Consider the following 17,065-nt stretch of genomic DNA (forward strand, 5'->3'; position numbering starts at 1 on the left):
CAATAATTTAGTATACAGGAATCTTCACTTATTGGGAATATCTTCATGGCAGGTTGTGGAAAGGCTAATAGTTTGGGGTCTGCCGCCAGATTATCGCCCTGTACATATTGCCCCTCTCTGCCCATAGGTTTATAATAATAAAGGTTTATATTGAGATGGGGAGGGAAAAATCATGAGTGTCGTGATCACGAACCCTGAAAAACGGATGGCCGAAATCGCCGATAAAGTGGAGCACGGAGAACGCTTATCGCTGGAAGACGGCTTGTTCCTTTATCAGTCGGACGATCTTCCGACCATTGGTCAATTAGCAAATAAAGTGAACCTGCGCTTGAACGGAAAAAAGGTTTACTTTGTCGAGAATATGAGCCTCTACTTCACCAACGTTTGCGAGGAGCACTGCGCATTTTGCCATTTCCGCCGCGATGAGGGTGAGGAAGGGGCTTATACGCTTACGCCCGGACAAATGCTGGAGTATGTTGCGGAGCATTATCATCCGGAGCTGCGGGAGTTTCACATTAGCCAGGGGCATAATCCCCACGTACCGTTCGAATACTATGTGGATTGCATCCGCCAGCTGAAGCAGGCTTATCCCGATGTTACCATTAAGGCGCATACCGCGGCGGAAATTGAATTTTTCTCGCGGATCAGCGGGCTCAGCTACCGCGACGTGCTGAAGACGCTGATGGATGCGGGGCTGTCGACGCTGCCTGGAGGCGGCGCGGAAATTTTAACTGAGCGCTACCGGTCCAAGATGAGGGTGGAAAAAGCCTCTTCGGAAGAATGGCTTGAAGTGCACCGTACAGCGCACCAGCTTGGCATGAAAACTCATGCAACCATGCTGTACGGCTCGATTGAAACGTTGGAGGAGCGCGTTCATCATATGACGCTGCTGCGCGAGCTGCAGGACGAGACGGGCGGATTCCTCGTATTTATTCCGAATTCGATTCAGCCGGCCAGCAAAAATGCCGGAATTAAGCGCCGCGTGCCGGCTTTTGACGAGCTGAAGACGATCGCTATCAGCCGCTTGATGCTCGATAATTTCCCGCACATCAAGGCTTATTTCATTAATATCGGCACCAAGCTGACCCAATTGTCGTTCGCTTTCGGCGCATCCGATGCGCACGGTACGATCGTGAAGGAACGGATCTCGCACGCGGCCGGGGCCACGTCGCCCGAGGGCTTGACCAAGGACGATCTTGTCTGGCTGATCAAAGGCGCCGGCCGCATTCCGGTGGAACGCGATACCTTTTATAATGAAATAAAGGTTTATTAGTCATAATATTATACGTAGATCTAGAGACTAGAAGGGATATTGGCACAGATGAAAAAGTTTGTCATTCTCGGTGGGGGTTATGGCGGGTTGACCATAGCCTTACAATTGCTGGAAAAGAAGCTGCCCGATGATACGGTTGTCGTGTTGGTGGATCGCAGTCCATTTCAAGGTTTAAAAACGGAATATTATGCGCTTGCTTCAGGCACCGTTGCAGAGACGCACGTACGTGTTGCCTATCCGGTGGATCCTCGCCTGATTCTTACTTACGGAGAGGTAACGGAAGTGGATTTGGATCAGAAGCAGGTACTGTTTGCCGACAAAGAACCATTAACGTATGATTGGCTTGTTGTCGGCTTGGGCTGCGTAGACAGTTATCACGGTATCGCCGGCGCCCAGGAGAATTCTTGCAGCATTCAGACTTTCTGCCAGACACGGGCTACTTATCAAAAGGTGAACGATGTCGCGCCATACGGTCAAATCTCGATTATCGGCGGCGGATTAAGCGGTGTCGAAATGGCATCCGAGCTTCGCGAGAGCAGACCGGACCTGAACATCCGTCTGATCGACCGCGGAGCTAGTCTGTTGTCTTCCTTCCCTAACAATCTGCAGCAGTATGTAAGAGACTGGATGGTAGAGCATGACATTGAGCTCAGACCGAATGTGTCGCTTGTCCGGCTGGACGGCGGAGATCTGTACAATCAGGACGAAATCATCAAAACCGATGTGACGGTCTGGACCGCAGGCATCCAGCCAAGCCCGATCGTTCAAGCTATGAACGTTCCCAAAGACAAGCAGGGCCGTGTGATCCTCAACGGGTACCATCAGATCCCGGATTATCCGGACGTGTACGTCGTCGGCGACTGCGCCTCGCTCCCGTTCGCTCCGAGCGCTCAGGCGGCCGAAGCGCAGGGCAGGCAAATTGCCGAGGTTATGCTGGCGATTTGGAACGGCGATACCCCTCGGCTCGGCAAAATCAAGCTCAAAGGGGTTCTCGGTTCGCTCGGCAAAAAAGCAGGATTCGGCATCATGGGCAAGCGCACCCTCATGACCGGCAAAATTGCCCGGGCGATTAAAAGCGGTGTGCTCTGGAAATCCAAGCACCACTTCGGCTGACGCTTATTCGCCGAGAAGATCGTACATCGCTTCGAGCTCGCCGATTTTTTGTATAATAACGTCAAGAAGGCGTTCCGCGCTTTCCGCGGCGACGATTTCGCCATTCACCAACGCGTAAGGTTCCATATAGCACTGCCCGCAATTGCCAAGACAGCCGTATTCGACGACATCGTATTCCGGATTTTGCTCAAGTGCTTTCATAACTTTATCTGTGCCGTGGTGCATGTTGCTGGCGCAAAATTCAATAATCGGTCTCATTGGACAAATCCACCTAACTTTTGATTTTCCATGCTTCTTGAAAACCATTTTCATTTGTACTTTATTGTACTATAATAATAAAAGAAAGGAGATGATTCAATATGACTGAAAATACAAAAGAAACAATGTATGATGAAGTCCTTGAAGTTTTAGATAAGCTTCGTCCTTTTCTCCAACGCGACGGCGGTGACGTTGAGCTGGTCGACGTGGAAGACGGAATCGTTAAGCTGAAGCTGATGGGTGCCTGCGGCAGCTGCCCGAGCTCCACGATCACGCTCAAAGCCGGTATCGAAAGAGCGCTGGTTGAAGAAGTCGAAGGCGTTCAAGAAGTCGTACAAGTATTCTAAGCTTTAAAATTAAGAGAGCTTACCTCTGCGGTAAGCTCTTTTTGCTGCGGCTAGGAGTCTGGCGGGCGGAGCTGCTTTTGTGCATGCCGGTGTGAATAATGACCCTTATATTTCCGTTCACGCTGCATAATTACTGTCATTTTGCATGTATATATACCTTCTACGTGGTGCATCGGACAGACTCCTAGGAGTCCAGCTTGCGCTGCTTTAAAACGGGGAGCGGCTGGATCGGGTCCAGCCCGCCGGAAATGTCCATGATGTTGCCGGTAATAAAGTCCGAGTCCGGCGAGCACAGGAAGGAAATGGCCCGGGCGACATCTTCGCCCGTTCCCGGACGTCCGACCGGCGTTTCGCCGTCCGCTTCCAGGCGGGCCTGCTGCATCGTCCGCTCTTTGTTATGGCCGCGAATATCGCCCGGACATATCATATTTACCGTGATGCCGCTTTCGGCCTCCTCTTCCGCCAGCGTCTTCGTGAAGGAAACGAGTCCTACCTTGGCGGCCGCATAGACGGCCCGGTGCGTCCAGCCTCTGGCCTCCGCGGCTTTGCCGAAGCCGAAATGAATGATCCGCCCCCATCGGCGCGCTCTCATCATCGGCAGAACGAGATGATCGAGCTCCATGACCCCCAGCAGGTTGCCGCGCGTCAAATATTCGATCTCGTCCATGCTATAGTCGGCAAAAAAGCGCCTTTCTCTGTAAAAGGGCCCGGCATTGTTCACAAGAATATCGATCGGCCCCAGTCCGGAGGCCGCCGTTTCCACAATTCGCACGATATCCTCGCGCTTGGCGACGTCCCCTTGAACGGCAATGCTCCGAACGCCGAGCTGCGTCAGTTCCTGAACGAGCCGGGATGCTTCCGCCTCGCTGGTTACATAGTTGACGGCAACGTCGCAGCCTTGCGCCGCAAGCGCAAGCGCGGTCATTTTCCCGAGCCCTTTGGCACTGCCTGTAATCAGAGCTGTTCGCCCTCTCAGTTCCATGGTTATCTTACCCCTTTGCGATCTTTGCCGTTATATACGAAAAAGCCACGATCAACGTACGGCACACCATGTCAAACCCTTGCTGCAAATCGTCCACGTTCGATTTCACATTTTCTACGTGAATGCGGTCGCCGGGAACAGGCTCCTTTTGCATCAAATCATCCAGCATTTCCGCATTAATGTAGTGAATCTCCATGTTGCGCTGATTCCGCAGGCGGTCCAGAGGGCTTTTATATTCCATTTTCAAATTGTAGAGTTGGAGCTCAAGCGAACTGTGTATATGGTTCTCATGCATGCGCCGCAGTACGGTAAAATAGGAAAACCGGCTTTTGACAGCTTCGGTCTTCATGTCGAACAAATCGTTCATAAACGTTCCCAGCTTGTCCAATATGGAAAACACGCGAATGAATGCATTTTTGTAGAAGTAAACGAAACGGCGGTAATCTTCGAGCTCCTGCGGGTTCATTTCCTCCAAATAGGCTTTATGAATGTTCGCCGCATAGCGTTCACAGCAGTACTTGCTTTGCTCAAGCTCATCCAGCGCGTCCAGGAACCCTTTGCTCCAGATTGACAGCCGGTGATGCTTTTTGCTTGAAACAGCATGTCCATCGCGGCCTCCGGCCTGCAGGGAGCGGATATAGCTCCTCACCGCATCGCCTGCTTCGAGCAACAGCCCGCTATCCGAACGTTTGGGCTCGCCAAATAACATTCTAAGCATACCCCTCACCCCATTGTTCAGATTCCATGTTGTTTTAAAGCTTCGCGCTTTGGGGCGCGGAAGAAACTTTGCCGGCGCGGCCGCGGTCGCGCTGTACCAAATACATCGCGGCAAGCACGCCCGCACCGCCGATGTACTGATTCAGGGAGATGGATTCGTTCAGTAAAAATATTCCCCCCACCGCCGCCGTCACGGGAAGCAAGTATCCGTAAGCCGATGACTTGAACGGTCCCAGACGGCCCAGACTCCAGTTATGGATGGAAAAACCTAACGCCGTAGCCAGCAACGAAGTGTAGATCAGACTGATCCATCCGGTCTGCGATATGCCGGCCAAGTAGGCGCCATCGACGTTCCACAGCACGAAAGGCAGCAGCGACACGGCGCCGGCCGTCATTTCCAGCGAAATCAGCAGCGGCAGCGGATAGCGCTGCACCAGCCGGTTCATGCCGATCAAATAAACGGCCCCCATCCCGCTCCGCATCAGGAGCAAAATGTCGCCGCGCAGCGTATCCGTGCCCAGATGAAAGCCTTCCGCGCCGCCGGATACGATAATGATCACGCTGCAAAGGGCAAGCGGTATGCCGACCGCGATCCGCCATGTCAGCTTCACCTGCCTGGCTACCAGAGCGATGATCACGGTAATAACCGGCATAAAGCCCCGGCCCAGCACAGCGCCGTTGGCGGAATTGGAAAACTGCAGCGCATACTGCAGCATCGCTTCCATTCCGACGGCGTTCAGAACGCCCAGACCGCATATCAGCAGCAAGTCGCGGCCGGCGATATGCGCTTTGAGCCTCCGCGATCGATAATAGAAATAAGTATATACCCACAAAATCGGAATCATACTCGCAAAACGGAGCCCGTTGAACACGAGAGGGTCCCATTCCTGTCCCCCGATTTTCATCGAAGACAGGTTAATTCCCCAGAGAATGTAAACAAGGACGAACCCCAAATGTGGGAGAAGCTTGCTCGAATCACCGGAATTCATGCAAAATATTCCTTCCAGCGGTTGTCTACCAATTCCACGATATCTTCCCGAGGCACAAGCTCATCCGGGTAACCGGGCTTCATGCGGGCATCGATGACGATTGGCGCCTGAGCCGATATTTCGATCAGTTGATTTTCCCGGCGTAAAATTTCGAGGTAGGCTCGTAAATTTGTAGGTACCATCTATGTTCCCACCTTTTCGACTTTTAGTACAATTTATTCGCCTTAGCATGGAAATAGCCTTCTTACGAAGGCTTCCATGGCACGGCTTAGTTTTTCTCTTTGCGGTAATAAAGCGTCAAAACACATAGATAACTGAGGAAACCGAACAAACAGGCTACGATAACCGCATGGACCATGCCGGTCAATAAGTAAGCAAGCTCGTTGCCCATCGACCAGGTAACTACGGCGCCGCTCAGTATTTGCAGCAGGACGAAAATAAGCGCCCATTTGCTGCCCAGAAACATCGTATCCGCTTCGCCATATTGTCTTTTCGCCCGAAGGTACAGAACCAAAATGCATATGAACAGCAGCAGCGCGGCTACGCGGTGGGCAAAGACGATGGCGGTCGCTCCGCTGAGCTCGGGAATGACCTGACCGTTGCACAGCGGCCAGCCGGTACAGCCTCCGGACGATGTCGTATGGCGCACGAAAGCTCCCAAATATACGACGACATAAGTATACACGGTCGTAACCCAGACAAGCGCTGTAAACCCGCTTTTGACGATTCCCTTGCCTTGATACTGCCCGTAAGGCGTAAATACAAGTGCGAGCAGCAGCGAGAAAGCGAAGGCCAGGAGCGAGAGCCCGAAATGGAGCGCCAGCACGACGGAAGACTGCGGCCAAACGACAGCCATAGCTCCCATAGCCGCCTGGATCAGCGTCATCACGACTGTGCCGGTAATGAACCATTTGGCGTCGCTTCGCTTCACATAGCGAAATACGAGGTAAAACGTAACGATCAGCACCAGCGTAACGATGCCGACAACGAGCCTGTGGCTGTATTCGATAAACGAAGAGATCGTGTGCGCCGGCACAAATTGCCCGTGGCATAACGGCCATTCGTCTCCGCAGCCTCTGCCTGCATCGGCTTTAGTAACAAGCGCGCCCATGGCCAGAATCAGAAACATGCCGATTGCCGAGAGATTCGCAAATCTTTGAATTATTTTTTGCTGCATCATGGCACCTACTTTGAATGTCATTGTTCCAAAAGATGTGTCGAATCGTACTATCCGTTTTCAATTATAGCCTTAATTGACGGGCAAATCCATTCGCAAATGTTACAAAGCCTTGAAACCGTCAGGCCGCGAAAAATAAAGAAAGACGGCCCCGGGAACCGTCCGCCGACAATCATGCATCGATAGCGGGCGCTCCTTCCGGGAGCCGTCTTTCCATATGATCCGGGCAGCAGGCGCCTTATTTGGCCAGCGCACCCGATACTTCTACGGCGCGGTCCAGGAACTGCTCGATCTCTTCCCGGGTTTTGCGCAGCTTGCTGACAAAGCGAACCAATTCCTGCCCTTCGCGGAAAGCGATAAAGCTCGGAATGCCGAGAATGTTCAATTGCTCGCACAAATCCTGCACCTCATCGCGATCCAGCTCGATAAAAGCAATGCGGTCCGCATATGCTTGCTCGATGTCCGGCATAAAAGGTTCGATATAATGGCAATCTTTGCACCAGGTAGTTTTGAAAACGGCTACGGTTAAGGAAGGCTGCGCGATCAGCTCCTGAAACTGTTCTTCGTTCGAAATTTTACGCATGATATCCACCTCATTGCATTGGAATTTACTTAGGTATATCACGACCGAACGGCAGTGTCAAGGGATTGAAGCCGGGAATGGAGCCCCAGAAAGGACAAGCGGCTTCTTCTTTTTAAAAATTTACAAATGATCCTATTTTTATGCGTCATTTTGTCCATACTATATACAGCGCAAAATCGCCTGTACGAATCAGAGCCACCTGGTTCGGGAAGAACGTTTTGTGCTGCAGCTTTTGGCGCGAGGAGGTGAGCGATTATGGCCAAAGACGTTTTGTGCGAAGTAGATTCCTGCCGCTACTGGGCTAACCAGAACAAATGCACCGCATCGTCCATTTACATTGTGAACCACGCTGCAAAAAACGCGGACACTTCCGGAGAAACCGACTGCAAAACTTTTGAAACTAAATAAGATGGAATCCGTCAGAAGGGACCTCGTGGTTCCTTCTTTCTTTTTACTGCGTCGGTAAAATCCGCATTCTATGTCTACCTCATAGTGTAATCAATAATGATAATTATTATCACAATTGCTTAAATTATTTTTGATGTATTTACATTAAAAGTAAAAAGTGATATCATAAAAATATCAAATTAATATAAACTTTATTGCGTAAGGAGTTGGAACTCATGAAAGAAGCAAAAGCTTGGTCTGTAAACGGATTTCTTGGTTTCGTTTTGTCGTTGATTGCTGTTGGTATCGGCATCGTGCTGCTCGCCCTGGGATCGGTCGCTCCCGGCATCATTGTTTCCATCCTCGGCTTCCTGTTCAGTACGACGATCACGATCGTTCAGCCGAATGAGGCGTCCGTCATTACTTTTTTCGGCAAATATTCCGGCACGATCCGCAAAAGCGGGCTTTGGCTCATCGTTCCTTTCTCGACAAGAAAGAAAATTTCGCTGCGGGTCCGCAACTTTAACAGCGTGAAGCTGAAAGTCAACGATGTCGAAGGAAATCCGATCGAGATTGCGGCCGTCGTCGTGTTTAAAGTTGTCGACACGTACAAAGCTTTGTTCGAAGTCGACAGTTACGACAAGTTCGTGGAAATTCAAAGCGAAGCCGCTTTGCGCCACGTCGCCAGCAAATACCCGTACGACCGCTATGAAGGCGAGGGCTATTCGCTGCGCGGCAATGCCGACGAAGTCGCAGCCGAACTGAGCCTGGAGCTGCAGGAACGACTCTCCGTCGCAGGCGTCGAAGTGCTGGAAGCCCGTCTTACCCATCTGGCCTACTCGACGGAAATCGCCAGCGCCATGCTTCAGCGCCAGCAGGCTTCCGCCATTCTCTCCGCACGGCAAAAAATCGTGGAAGGCGCAGTAGGCATGGTTCAAATGGCGATCAGCCAGTTGGAAGCCGAAGGATTACATCTCGACGAAGAGAAAAAAGCGGCGATGATCAACAATTTGCTCGTGGCGATCGTATCCGACCGCTCGGCGAGCCCGGTCATCAATACCGGTACGCTGTACTAACGGTACAGAGCTATGGCTCCAAAAAAGAATTTCCCGCTCCGGCTCGATCCAAAATTGTACGAAGCATTGGAGCGATGGGCTACAGATGAATTCCGCAGCGTGAACGGCCATATCGAATACGTGCTGCGCGACGCGCTCCATCGCGCGGGCCGCCTGCCGAAGCCGGGAGCTGTTCCCGATACGGCGGCTCCAGCTTCGCGCCCATCCGACGACACCGAGTAGCGTACCTGCGCTGTGCGGAAACAACACGAATAAACCTCCAAAACCACTGCATGCGGCCAGCCGCCGTCATGCAGCGCCCCACCGCTCGCCGTGAGAGCCGTGTGCGTTACGCTTGCGAGAACCGCGGGTCGCGAGAACCGTGCGCGTTGCGTTAGCGTGATTGCGAGCGGTGCGCTTAAAAGTGGGGATGGAGGTTTATTTTGCGTTTAGAGAGACTGGTAAATTCGAAATAAATCTATTCTTTTTTCGCAAACGTTGCGGTCCTTGTGCTTCCATCCCAGTCAACTTTAACACCCAGTATTTCTGCAAGTTGTCTGACAGGCAAGAATGTCAGATCGTTTTTAATCATTGGATACTGCACAGGTTGCAGCCCTGAAGTGGGAGGACAAAGCGGCTTGGCGGGAAAAACCTGCAAAAGTGCAGGTTTTTTCCGTAAAAATGGTTCATTTTGACGAAAAGCCTGCGATTGTGCAGGAATTTTGATTACAGATGGTCAGAGCCCCATGTTCGTGGCGAAAAGCCTGCACAATTGCAGCAATTTTACCGTGGCCCGCGTATCAACTGAGCAAAAACTGTACTTTTGCAGGTTTTTTTGAGTACAACCAGGCAGATGGTGCAATTGGGCTCTGGCGCGGGGGCTTCTGGGCAGGCAGATGGTGCCATCGGCTCTGACGTGGGGGTTCTGGGTAGGCAGATGATGCCATCGGCTCTGACGTGGGGGTTCTGGGCAGGCAGATGGTGCCATCGGCTCTGACGTGGGGCTTCTGGGTAGGCAGATGGTGCCATCGGCTCTGACGTGGGGCTTCTGGGTAGGCAGATGATGCCATCGACTCTGGCATTGGGGGGGGGGTACTGGGCAGGGATTTCTCCCGCAGCCGTGCTGATGTACTCTCTCCTAGTGAGTGAGTTTCTCGGCAGTACGACTTTAACAGGTTTTCTCCCCTTAGCCAAGTTGCTGTGCTGCCTCCCAGCGTCCGGGTTATGCTCTTGCAGGTTTTCCTGAGCGCTGCCGGCAGTTTATTTAATTACCGCTAACGTGGTTTACCCGTATTCGGGAGCGCGCTGCACGGATGCCACTTTTTCGCCACTCCTCAAACGAAACAGTGTGCCGCGCAGAACTTGCGGTCGCGGGGTGCCGCCAAATGCTCCCCTGACCCCCGCGTATAAGCGGGATTTTCGCCGGCTCCGCCGGAAATTTATTTCCGCTTTCAACATAGCCTTTAAAGAATGAGCGCACAATAATTTGTGGCCTCATCTATGCAGCTCAGGCTCAAGGAACGGAGGGATGACTGTGGCGAATTCCGCCGATAAGCGAAGCGGAGGCATGGGCGGGTTTGTAGACAAAGCAGTGCGGCTCCCCAGGCTGCTGCTGCAAATGTTCAAAAACAAAGCGTCCACACTGATGTACTCGATGAAAGCCGCGGAAACGGCGGCCGGGCGGATGCCCCTTTCTCCCGAGACGATCCGGCGCCTGGAGCACAGCTTGAAGCTCCGGCTTCGGCTGCAGCAGGACGGCGCCGCTCTCCCTCCTCTTGCTTCGCAAGAAAAGCTTTTGGTCAGCAGCCTGAAAGAGCTTGTTCAGCGAAAAAACCGCAACAATGTAACGCGCACGCAAGCGTACTGGGCGGTTTATCAGGAGCACCCCGAGCTGCATTGGGCGCTGCTCGCCCATATGGTATCGCGCAACGGCGGGTGGTGCATGACGGATTTGCGAGGCGAGCTGCTCCCGCGTTTGCTGTCACAAATTCATGCCGAACATACATTCGCTTTCCTCGAACGGGCGAACGCGCTTATTTTCCGCGATGCGTACCCACAGCTGCTGCTGTATGCCGAGAGCAAAAAGCGGGGGCGCAGCTTGTTTCATTTACTGCCTCATTTCGGCGTATCCGCGTTTATGGAGGCTGTCTGGAACGATTACTGGAGGCACAAGGAGCCCATCCCTCTGACGATCGCCCTGATCATAAACGAGCAAAATTACATCGAACAGCGAATCGTCCGGAATCGTCACTACAAGCAGACTGTGCTGGACACGCCCGCTTTTAAAACGCAAGCCTGGCTGCAGTTGAATCAGGTGTTCTTCCCTTACCTGGCCCCGCTTGGCGCCAAATCGCCTGTGCATCCTCACCCCCGCCTGGCCGGTCTGACTCTGGAAAATTTCAGCAACTTAAACGAACGCATCGAATTCGGAAAAAGCTTGTATGCGATCCTGTACGGCATCCCCGTCGTCCATCAAGGCGTGCTGAAGTTTGCCGCGGAGACTCCTCATACCGCCTCCCGGTCGGACTATTGGCCCCAGCTTTTCACAAGCGTCAAAAAAGCCCCTCCTGCCGGAAAATACGAGGAGAAGCTGAGCGGCCTTCATTTGAAAAAGGGGGCCGATCCCTTTTATAGTCCGGCGCTGCCCCGGGCGTGGCCCGACCGGCTGCTTGCGCCCGTCGAACCGGGAGACTGGTTCGCCGATTACCGCAAGCCGGTCATGCACATGCGGCCGATTCCCGTGCCCTTCGAGTTCGAGATGACAGCCGAAGCCTGCTTCGGCTTGAACAAAATCGAACTCGCCGTCGCAGCGGAGCAAGCGCTGCCGGAGCTGTAAAGCTTAGGCGCGGCCGAGCAGGCGTCCGGCTTTGCCGATGAGCTTTTGCAGCGGCGCGGGAAAGCTTTTGACGTCGTCTTTCGTCACGACGCGGGTCGCCAGCAGCATGAGCGGGTACAGCGCTATCGTTACTGCGCACACAATGACGGAATTGACGGCGGCATTCATGCGGTACCAGGCGAACAACTGGACATAGTGATGGGTCAGCCATTCTATGCCAAGACCGCAGACCGCGATTACGGCGATTGTCAGCGCAAGGCCGGCGGTTCGTCTGCCGAGCACGGTGAAGGCCACTTCCTTGCGGATGGCACGAATGTTGAGCCAGCTCATGGCGATAAAACAAAGCCCGGTGGACGCCGTAATCCCGTATATCCCCCATAAAGGCGACAGCAGCAAGCTTCCCGCCAGCTTCACCGCTACGCCGATTACGACATGAACGATGAGCGGCTTCATCCGGCCCATCCCCATGAGGACGGCTCCCGAGGTCTGCATGATGACCTGAAACATCGCGCTTAACGTCAACAGCGAAATCATATGCGGGCCATGGGCGATCCCGTAGGCCGAATCTTCATAGCCGAACAGCATCAGATCCAGCGGTCTGGCGGCAATGCTGATCATCAGCACGGCAGGCAGCCCTGACAAAATAGCCAACTGAAGCACGCGCGACGTCTGGCTGCTGACCTGCGTCAAGTCTTTTCTGGAGTAAGCCGCCGAAATAATCGGCACAACCGACTGGCTGAGCGCGACGGCCAAAATGATCGGAATACCCGCCAGCGATTGGGCCCGTCCGCCCATAATGCCGACAAGTCCGAGCGCTTCCTGCGCGCCGATCTTGCCTTCCAGCAGCGGAATAATCATCGAGGTATCGATGTTGTATACGAGCGGAACCGTCATCGAGAACAAAACGATCGGAATCGACAGCCGCAGCAGATTCCGGTAAATTTCCCGGTACCGCGGCAGCTCAGGCACAGGCCCCCCAGCCTCTACAGTAGCCGCTGCGGTTTGGCGGGGCGCCGCTTCTGCGGCTGCTGCATCCCGGCGCCTCAGCTTCAGCGCAAAATACAGCATAACCGCAAGCGCTGCGGCACCGCCGACAACGCCGCCGAAGGAGGCTCCGGCTACAGCCCAGCCCAGGCCGGCTTGCAGCAGGAAATAGGCCAGAGCAATCGAGGTCACGAGCCGGAATACCTGCTCGACGACCTGGGAAATGCCGTTCGGCATCATATTTTGCCTGCCCTGAAAATAGCCCCGCATGATGGCGATCAGCGGGAACATGAGCAGCGCGGGCGCGATGGCCCGCGTCGCCAAAGTCGCGTTCTCGCCGCCGCGGGAGATCGTTTCCGCATAAAGCGGCGCGAATGCGTAAAGCAGAGCCGTCATGACAACCCCCGCAACCAGCGCGAACCAGATGGCGGCTTTATAAATGCGCGCGGCCTCGGCCTGCCTGCCGAGCGCGTTTTTTTCCGATATCATTTTGCTTAATGCGCTTGGAATTCCCGCGGTCGCAATGACAAGCAAGGTCGAATACAGGCTGAATGCGATGGAATAGCTTCCATTGCCCGCATCTCCCAGCAAATGCACCAGCGGAATACGCTGAAAAACGCCGAGAAACCGCGCTACAAGCGCGGCCACGGTGAGAATGAGCGTCCCTTTTACGAGCGAGTCTTTTGTTTCCTTCGTCAACGTCCGTTCCTTCTCTCCCAATCGTTTAGTTATGAAAAATCCAGATGAGGAAAACAACGATCATAGCCAACTGCAGCACGATCTTAACTACGCTGCTGGCGAAAAAGCCAACCACCGAGCCGACCCCGGCGCCGAGCGCTTTTTGCCACCCGGTCCCGATGATCATTTCCCCGATAACGGCGCCGATAAACGGGCCGAGGATGATGCCGAATGCCGGAATAACAAAAGGGCCGACAATCAGGCCGACGGTGCTTCCGATTACCGAGGCCCTTGAGCCGCCGAATTTTTTGACGCCCATCGCGCTGACCGCATAATCCGCCACCATGATGACCGCGACGATTAATGTTTGAATGAGCCAGAACGAAACACCGAACGGCTCAAAACCGATCATCAGACCGTAGACGAAAAAAGCGCCATAGATCGCCAGCACGCCGGGCAGCACCGGATAGACCGCACCGGCCATACCCACGGCAAACAGCAGTATAACCAAAATCCAGCCTGTCACAACCATGCTTGACGAACTCCTATTTCAGGATATATTCATAAATTATTTTGGCAACCCCGTGCTCTTCGTTCGTCGCTGTGGTCGTATCGGCAATCCGCTTGACGCCTTCCTGCGCATTGCCCATCGCTACCCCCAAGCCGCTGGCGGTGAGCATGGCAATGTCGTTCTCGCTGTCGCCCATCGCGATCACTTCCGACATCCCAATGCCGAGCAAGCCGCATACCGCTTCAACCCCGCTCGCCTTGTTCACACCAAGCGGATTCAGCTCGATGTTGCACGGATGGGAATTCGTAACCTCAAGCTGCCCCCAGCTCTCCACTATCCGGCGAACCTGCCGCAATGCCGCCTCGTCTTCGGTGTAATAACCGAATTTCAGCCATTGATGGCTTGCAAGGTCTTCCGCCCAGTTGTCACGGTTATAGATACCGTCGACGGCGTACGCCCACCACCAGGTATCGTGCTGTACCGCAATTTCGTGCAGACTGCGCACGAGATCTACGGAGAGCAGCTTCCTGCTGTGCAGTTTGCCCGGCGCTTCCCATACCTCGCTGCCGTTGACCGTAACCATCGGCGTCTTGAGACCGAGTTCCGTCACATAAGGCATCGCGCTCTGCACGCCGCGGCCGGTCGAGAAAATGACCGTCACGCCCGCTTCAAGAGCTGCGGCGATCGCTTTTTTGTTCTCCGCGCTTATCTCTTTGTCTTCCGTAAGCAGCGTTCCGTCCATGTCGAGCGCCAGCAATTTGTAGTTTCCCATATGCGCCTCCCGTTTAATAAGCTGCTGCCGTCTTTTTCGGCAATTCTTCCAAATAGGTCACGTGCCACAAGGCGAAAATATAAATCGTCCATATGCGGCGCGCATAGTCGCCCTGGCCGCTGCGGTGCTTTTGCAGCATGCGCTCTACGGTGTCGATATTGATGTAATCTTCGATGCCGCTGGCTTTGATTTGTTCGAGCAGCATGTCCCCCATCGGGCCGTTCATCCAATCGCGCAGCGGCACAGGGAAGCCCAGCTTCGGACGATTCAGAATGAAATCCGGAATGATGCCTTCCATCGCTTTGCGGAAAATGTATTTGGTCGTTCCGTTTGCGATGCGGTATTTCGCCGGAATGCGGCGCGCCACTTCGAACAGTTCCTTGTCCAAAAACGGAACGCGCAGCTCCAGGGAGTGGGCCATCGTCATTTTGTCGGCTTTCATCAAAATGTCGCCGGGCATCCACAAATTCATATCGATATACTGCATCCGGCTGACCGGATCTAGGTGCTTCGTTTTGCCGTAGTAGTCGGCGGCGATTTGCAGCGGATTTTTGTACGACCGCAGCATCTCGCTATCCAGGCGGAGCACTTCGGCTTTCATGTCCTCGGTAAAAATTTTCGCGTTGCCGATAAAACGCTCTTCCAGCGGCGTCGTGCCGCGCAGCAAGTAGTTGCGGCCGGACATGCCGCTTGGCAGCATGCGGGCGAAGCGGTGCAGCATCCGCTTCACCGACAACGGCAGCCGCTCGATCGGGCTCAGCGACAAAGGCTCGCGGTAGATGCGGTAGCCGCCGAACAACTCGTCCGCGCCTTCGCCGGACAGCACGACCGTCACATGCTCTCTGGCCAGCTGTGCGACGTGGTACAGCGCGATGGCCGAAGGATCCGCGACAGGCTCGTCCTGATGCCAGATCGCCTTCGGCAGCGTGCTGAAGAAATCGTCGCGCGTAATGATTTTATCGTAATGCTCCGTTCCGAGGGCGGCAGCGGTTTGCGCCGCGATCGGCGTTTCGTTGTTCGGCCCTTCGAAGCCTACCGAGAACGTGCGGATCGGCTCGATGTTCCGCATATGGGTAGCGATCGCGGTGGAATCGATGCCGCTGGACAAAAAGCACCCGCGTTCCACATCGCTGACCATATGATGAGCAACCGAGTCCTTGAGCGTCTCGCGAATTTGCTCGACATATTCGTCGAACGGGCGGTCTTCCGGCTCGAACATCGGGTCCCAATATTTATGTATCGACATTTCACCGTCGAAGCCGACTTTGACATAATGCCCCGGAGGCAGCTTCTGAATGCCGTGAAACATCGTGTTAGGCTCAGGAACATATTGAAAAGTCAAATAATTCAGCAGGCTGTCCGTGTGAATCAGCCGGTTCATGCCTTCCGCAGCCAGCAAGCTCTTTATTTCCGAACCGAATAAAAACTGGCGGTCGTTGTAATGATAGTAAAACGGCTTAATGCCGAAATGATCGCGCGCGCCGAACAGCTGCTTCTTCTTTTTGTCCCAGATCGCAAATCCGAACATGCCGCGCATATGCTTGACGCATTCCTCGCCATATTCTTCGTAAAGATGAACGATAACCTCGGTATCGCTGTGCGTGCGGAACTGATGTCCGCGCCCGATCAGCATGCCGCGCAGCTCTTTATAATTGTAAATTTCCCCGTTAAAAATAATCCAGACCGATTCGTCCTCGTTCGTCAGAGGCTGATGCCCCTCCTGGATATCGATAATCGACAGTCTGCGAAAGCCGAGTCCTATCCGATTATCCGTCCAAAATCCGGAGTCATTCGGCCCGCGGTGCACGATGACATCCGTCATTTGCTCCAGCATGGGAACGGACGGTTCTCTATCTTCAAAATAAACTACGCCGGTAATACCGCACATGGTGAAACTCACTCCTCCACACTTGCATTCAAAAATCAGTCGGACTATCGATACATTAGTATACCATAACTGCCGTCCATACTGGAAATGAAGATGGAGGAACCCGGCTCGATCCCGGCAATTCGGATCTTATAAAAATATGAACGTAATGATCAGCCGTTTGAGAGATGAAGACCAGCGGACTTTTTTCACCGCGACTCACCGCCTTTTCCATTGTGCATAAATGTTTGCTCAAGGCAACTTTTTGGTAAAAGCTTCCTCGTGCTTTTATCATATGTCCGGGCAGGCGGAATGTGCCAAGAACTTTGGCGGAAAAGCCGGCCTTGTCGGCAAAATAGCGTAACACCGCGCGTGCAGCTCCCAGCCCGCGCGGTGTTGCGTTGTACGCCGGCGGTCGGGGCGATACTTGCCGATTCTGAAACTCGCAAAAGTCAGGGAGGCGCTGCCGCTTCTCCCCAACGCGCCCCTCCCATACAGGTTGTGGCGCTGCTCGGCGAGGGGGTAAGGAGCGGCTG

Annotated in this window: 20 protein-coding genes; 7 read left to right on the forward strand and 13 right to left on the reverse strand. The window is 53.8% G+C overall.

All coding sequences use genetic code 11. The features are described from left to right. The first annotated feature begins 172 nt into the window (after window positions 1-172). The gene (mqnE, locus tag AC3G2T_RS08920; protein ID WP_474680099.1) at window positions 173-1,273 is read left to right on the forward strand and encodes an aminofutalosine synthase MqnE; all 1,101 of its coding nucleotides are present in this window, start codon (window positions 173-175) and stop codon (window positions 1,271-1,273) included. Window positions 1,274-1,321: 48 nt separating this feature from the next. After that, complete coding sequence (locus AC3G2T_RS08925) at window positions 1,322-2,386, forward strand: NAD(P)/FAD-dependent oxidoreductase (protein WP_474680098.1); 1,065 nt, start codon at window positions 1,322-1,324, stop codon at window positions 2,384-2,386. 3 nt (window positions 2,387-2,389) lie between these two features. Here AC3G2T_RS08925 and AC3G2T_RS08930 read toward each other — a convergent pair whose 3' ends face one another. After that, window positions 2,390-2,644, reverse strand: coding sequence for a YuzB family protein (locus AC3G2T_RS08930; protein WP_474680097.1), 255 nt, complete (start codon window positions 2,642-2,644; stop codon window positions 2,390-2,392). A 101-nt stretch (window positions 2,645-2,745) separates the two neighbouring features. Between AC3G2T_RS08930 and AC3G2T_RS08935 the strand changes: the two genes are divergently transcribed. Then, the gene (locus tag AC3G2T_RS08935; RefSeq protein WP_134751012.1) at window positions 2,746-2,991 is read left to right on the forward strand and encodes a NifU family protein; all 246 of its coding nucleotides are present in this window, start codon (window positions 2,746-2,748) and stop codon (window positions 2,989-2,991) included. A gap of 184 nt (window positions 2,992-3,175) precedes the next feature. Here the strand turns inward: AC3G2T_RS08935 and AC3G2T_RS08940 are convergent, their stop codons facing one another. The 6 genes from AC3G2T_RS08940 to AC3G2T_RS08965 all read right to left on the reverse strand — a co-directional run bounded on the left by AC3G2T_RS08940 (window position 3,176) and on the right by AC3G2T_RS08965 (window position 7,439). Next, window positions 3,176-3,973 (reverse strand): SDR family oxidoreductase, encoded by a 798-nt coding sequence (locus tag AC3G2T_RS08940; RefSeq protein ID WP_474680096.1) that lies wholly within the window; start codon window positions 3,971-3,973, stop codon window positions 3,176-3,178. A gap of 7 nt (window positions 3,974-3,980) precedes the next feature. Next, on the reverse strand, window positions 3,981-4,691 hold the full coding sequence (locus tag AC3G2T_RS08945) for a Cthe_2314 family HEPN domain-containing protein (RefSeq protein ID WP_488435209.1): 711 nt from the start codon (window positions 4,689-4,691) through the stop codon (window positions 3,981-3,983). Window positions 4,692-4,725: 34 nt separating this feature from the next. Further along, a complete protein-coding gene (locus AC3G2T_RS08950; RefSeq protein ID WP_488435210.1) occupies window positions 4,726-5,679 on the reverse strand; it encodes a DMT family transporter in 954 nt (317 codons plus the stop codon). Then, on the reverse strand, window positions 5,676-5,861 hold the full coding sequence (locus AC3G2T_RS08955; protein ID WP_474680266.1) for a hypothetical protein: 186 nt from the start codon (window positions 5,859-5,861) through the stop codon (window positions 5,676-5,678). Before AC3G2T_RS08955 ends, AC3G2T_RS08950 begins: the two co-directional genes overlap by 4 nt. Window positions 5,862-5,947: 86 nt before the next feature. Beyond that, a complete protein-coding gene (locus AC3G2T_RS08960; RefSeq protein ID WP_488435211.1) occupies window positions 5,948-6,859 on the reverse strand; it encodes a COX15/CtaA family protein in 912 nt (303 codons plus the stop codon). Window positions 6,860-7,094: 235 nt separating this feature from the next. Next, window positions 7,095-7,439 carry a thioredoxin family protein gene (locus tag AC3G2T_RS08965; RefSeq protein WP_488435212.1) on the reverse strand — a complete coding sequence of 115 codons (345 nt, stop codon included), beginning with the start codon at window positions 7,437-7,439 and terminating at the stop codon, window positions 7,095-7,097. Between the two features lie 255 nt (window positions 7,440-7,694). Here AC3G2T_RS08965 and AC3G2T_RS08970 point away from each other — a divergent pair, with 255 nt between their 5' ends. The 3 genes from AC3G2T_RS08970 (at window position 7,695) to AC3G2T_RS08980 (ending at window position 9,124) form a co-directional block, all read left to right on the forward strand. Next, window positions 7,695-7,847: a DUF1540 domain-containing protein gene (locus tag AC3G2T_RS08970; protein WP_474680091.1), complete on the forward strand. Its 153-nt coding sequence runs from the start codon at window positions 7,695-7,697 to the stop codon at window positions 7,845-7,847. Window positions 7,848-8,062: 215 nt separating this feature from the next. Next, complete coding sequence (locus tag AC3G2T_RS08975; protein ID WP_488435213.1) at window positions 8,063-8,902, forward strand: SPFH domain-containing protein; 840 nt, start codon at window positions 8,063-8,065, stop codon at window positions 8,900-8,902. Window positions 8,903-8,914: 12 nt separating this feature from the next. Further along, a complete protein-coding gene (locus AC3G2T_RS08980) occupies window positions 8,915-9,124 on the forward strand; it encodes a type II toxin-antitoxin system antitoxin (protein ID WP_474680089.1) in 210 nt (69 codons plus the stop codon). Window positions 9,125-9,359: 235 nt separating this feature from the next. On the opposite strand, the gene AC3G2T_RS08985 is transcribed toward AC3G2T_RS08980, so the two are convergent. Further along, on the reverse strand, window positions 9,360-9,473 hold the full coding sequence (locus tag AC3G2T_RS08985) for a stalk domain-containing protein (RefSeq protein WP_474680261.1): 114 nt from the start codon (window positions 9,471-9,473) through the stop codon (window positions 9,360-9,362). A 942-nt stretch (window positions 9,474-10,415) separates the two neighbouring features. On the opposite strand from AC3G2T_RS08985, the gene AC3G2T_RS08990 reads away from it, so the two are divergent. Next, the gene (locus AC3G2T_RS08990) at window positions 10,416-11,717 is read left to right on the forward strand and encodes a DUF2515 family protein (RefSeq protein ID WP_488435214.1); all 1,302 of its coding nucleotides are present in this window, start codon (window positions 10,416-10,418) and stop codon (window positions 11,715-11,717) included. Window positions 11,718-11,720: 3 nt separating this feature from the next. Here the strand turns inward: AC3G2T_RS08990 and AC3G2T_RS08995 are convergent, their stop codons facing one another. Genes AC3G2T_RS08995 through AC3G2T_RS09015 form a run of 5 tightly spaced genes read right to left on the reverse strand, consistent with a single transcriptional unit; the run spans window position 11,721 to window position 16,896 of the window. Next, window positions 11,721-13,400: a putative polysaccharide biosynthesis protein gene (locus AC3G2T_RS08995; protein WP_488435215.1), complete on the reverse strand. Its 1,680-nt coding sequence runs from the start codon at window positions 13,398-13,400 to the stop codon at window positions 11,721-11,723. Between the two features lie 25 nt (window positions 13,401-13,425). After that, window positions 13,426-13,911 carry a DUF456 domain-containing protein gene (locus tag AC3G2T_RS09000; RefSeq protein WP_488435216.1) on the reverse strand — a complete coding sequence of 162 codons (486 nt, stop codon included), beginning with the start codon at window positions 13,909-13,911 and terminating at the stop codon, window positions 13,426-13,428. A gap of 13 nt (window positions 13,912-13,924) precedes the next feature. Beyond that, a complete protein-coding gene (locus AC3G2T_RS09005) occupies window positions 13,925-14,662 on the reverse strand; it encodes a Cof-type HAD-IIB family hydrolase (RefSeq protein WP_488435217.1) in 738 nt (245 codons plus the stop codon). Window positions 14,663-14,675: 13 nt separating this feature from the next. After that, window positions 14,676-16,550, reverse strand: a complete 1,875-nt coding sequence (asnB, locus tag AC3G2T_RS09010; RefSeq protein ID WP_488435218.1) for an asparagine synthase (glutamine-hydrolyzing) — start codon at window positions 16,548-16,550, stop codon at window positions 14,676-14,678. Between the two features lie 55 nt (window positions 16,551-16,605). Further along, window positions 16,606-16,896: a hypothetical protein gene (locus AC3G2T_RS09015; protein ID WP_474680083.1), complete on the reverse strand. Its 291-nt coding sequence runs from the start codon at window positions 16,894-16,896 to the stop codon at window positions 16,606-16,608. Window positions 16,897-17,065: the final 169 nt, after the last annotated feature.

The sequence above is a fragment of the Paenibacillus sp. sgz302191 genome, from assembly GCF_057749925.1.

Excerpts from the sequence above, each read along its gene's own strand:
- mqnE (WP_474680099.1), top strand. The coding sequence starts at position 173 with ATGAGTGTCGTGATCACGAACCCTGAAAAACGGATGGCCGAAATCGCC.
- AC3G2T_RS08925 (WP_474680098.1), top strand. The coding sequence starts at position 1,322 with ATGAAAAAGTTTGTCATTCTCGGTGGGGGTTATGGCGGGTTGACCATA.
- AC3G2T_RS08930 (WP_474680097.1), bottom strand. The coding sequence starts at position 2,644 with ATGAGACCGATTATTGAATTTTGCGCCAGCAACATGCACCACGGCACA.
- AC3G2T_RS08935 (WP_134751012.1), top strand. The coding sequence starts at position 2,746 with ATGACTGAAAATACAAAAGAAACAATGTATGATGAAGTCCTTGAAGTT.
- AC3G2T_RS08940 (WP_474680096.1), bottom strand. The coding sequence starts at position 3,973 with ATGGAACTGAGAGGGCGAACAGCTCTGATTACAGGCAGTGCCAAAGGG.
- AC3G2T_RS08945 (WP_488435209.1), bottom strand. The coding sequence starts at position 4,691 with ATGCTTAGAATGTTATTTGGCGAGCCCAAACGTTCGGATAGCGGGCTG.
- AC3G2T_RS08950 (WP_488435210.1), bottom strand. The coding sequence starts at position 5,679 with ATGAATTCCGGTGATTCGAGCAAGCTTCTCCCACATTTGGGGTTCGTC.
- AC3G2T_RS08955 (WP_474680266.1), bottom strand. The coding sequence starts at position 5,861 with ATGGTACCTACAAATTTACGAGCCTACCTCGAAATTTTACGCCGGGAA.
- AC3G2T_RS08960 (WP_488435211.1), bottom strand. The coding sequence starts at position 6,859 with ATGATGCAGCAAAAAATAATTCAAAGATTTGCGAATCTCTCGGCAATC.
- AC3G2T_RS08965 (WP_488435212.1), bottom strand. The coding sequence starts at position 7,439 with ATGCGTAAAATTTCGAACGAAGAACAGTTTCAGGAGCTGATCGCGCAG.
- AC3G2T_RS08970 (WP_474680091.1), top strand. The coding sequence starts at position 7,695 with ATGGCCAAAGACGTTTTGTGCGAAGTAGATTCCTGCCGCTACTGGGCT.
- AC3G2T_RS08975 (WP_488435213.1), top strand. The coding sequence starts at position 8,063 with ATGAAAGAAGCAAAAGCTTGGTCTGTAAACGGATTTCTTGGTTTCGTT.
- AC3G2T_RS08980 (WP_474680089.1), top strand. The coding sequence starts at position 8,915 with ATGGCTCCAAAAAAGAATTTCCCGCTCCGGCTCGATCCAAAATTGTAC.
- AC3G2T_RS08985 (WP_474680261.1), bottom strand. The coding sequence starts at position 9,473 with ATGATTAAAAACGATCTGACATTCTTGCCTGTCAGACAACTTGCAGAA.
- AC3G2T_RS09000 (WP_488435216.1), bottom strand. The coding sequence starts at position 13,911 with ATGGTTGTGACAGGCTGGATTTTGGTTATACTGCTGTTTGCCGTGGGT.
- AC3G2T_RS09005 (WP_488435217.1), bottom strand. The coding sequence starts at position 14,662 with ATGGGAAACTACAAATTGCTGGCGCTCGACATGGACGGAACGCTGCTT.
- asnB (WP_488435218.1), bottom strand. The coding sequence starts at position 16,550 with ATGTGCGGTATTACCGGCGTAGTTTATTTTGAAGATAGAGAACCGTCC.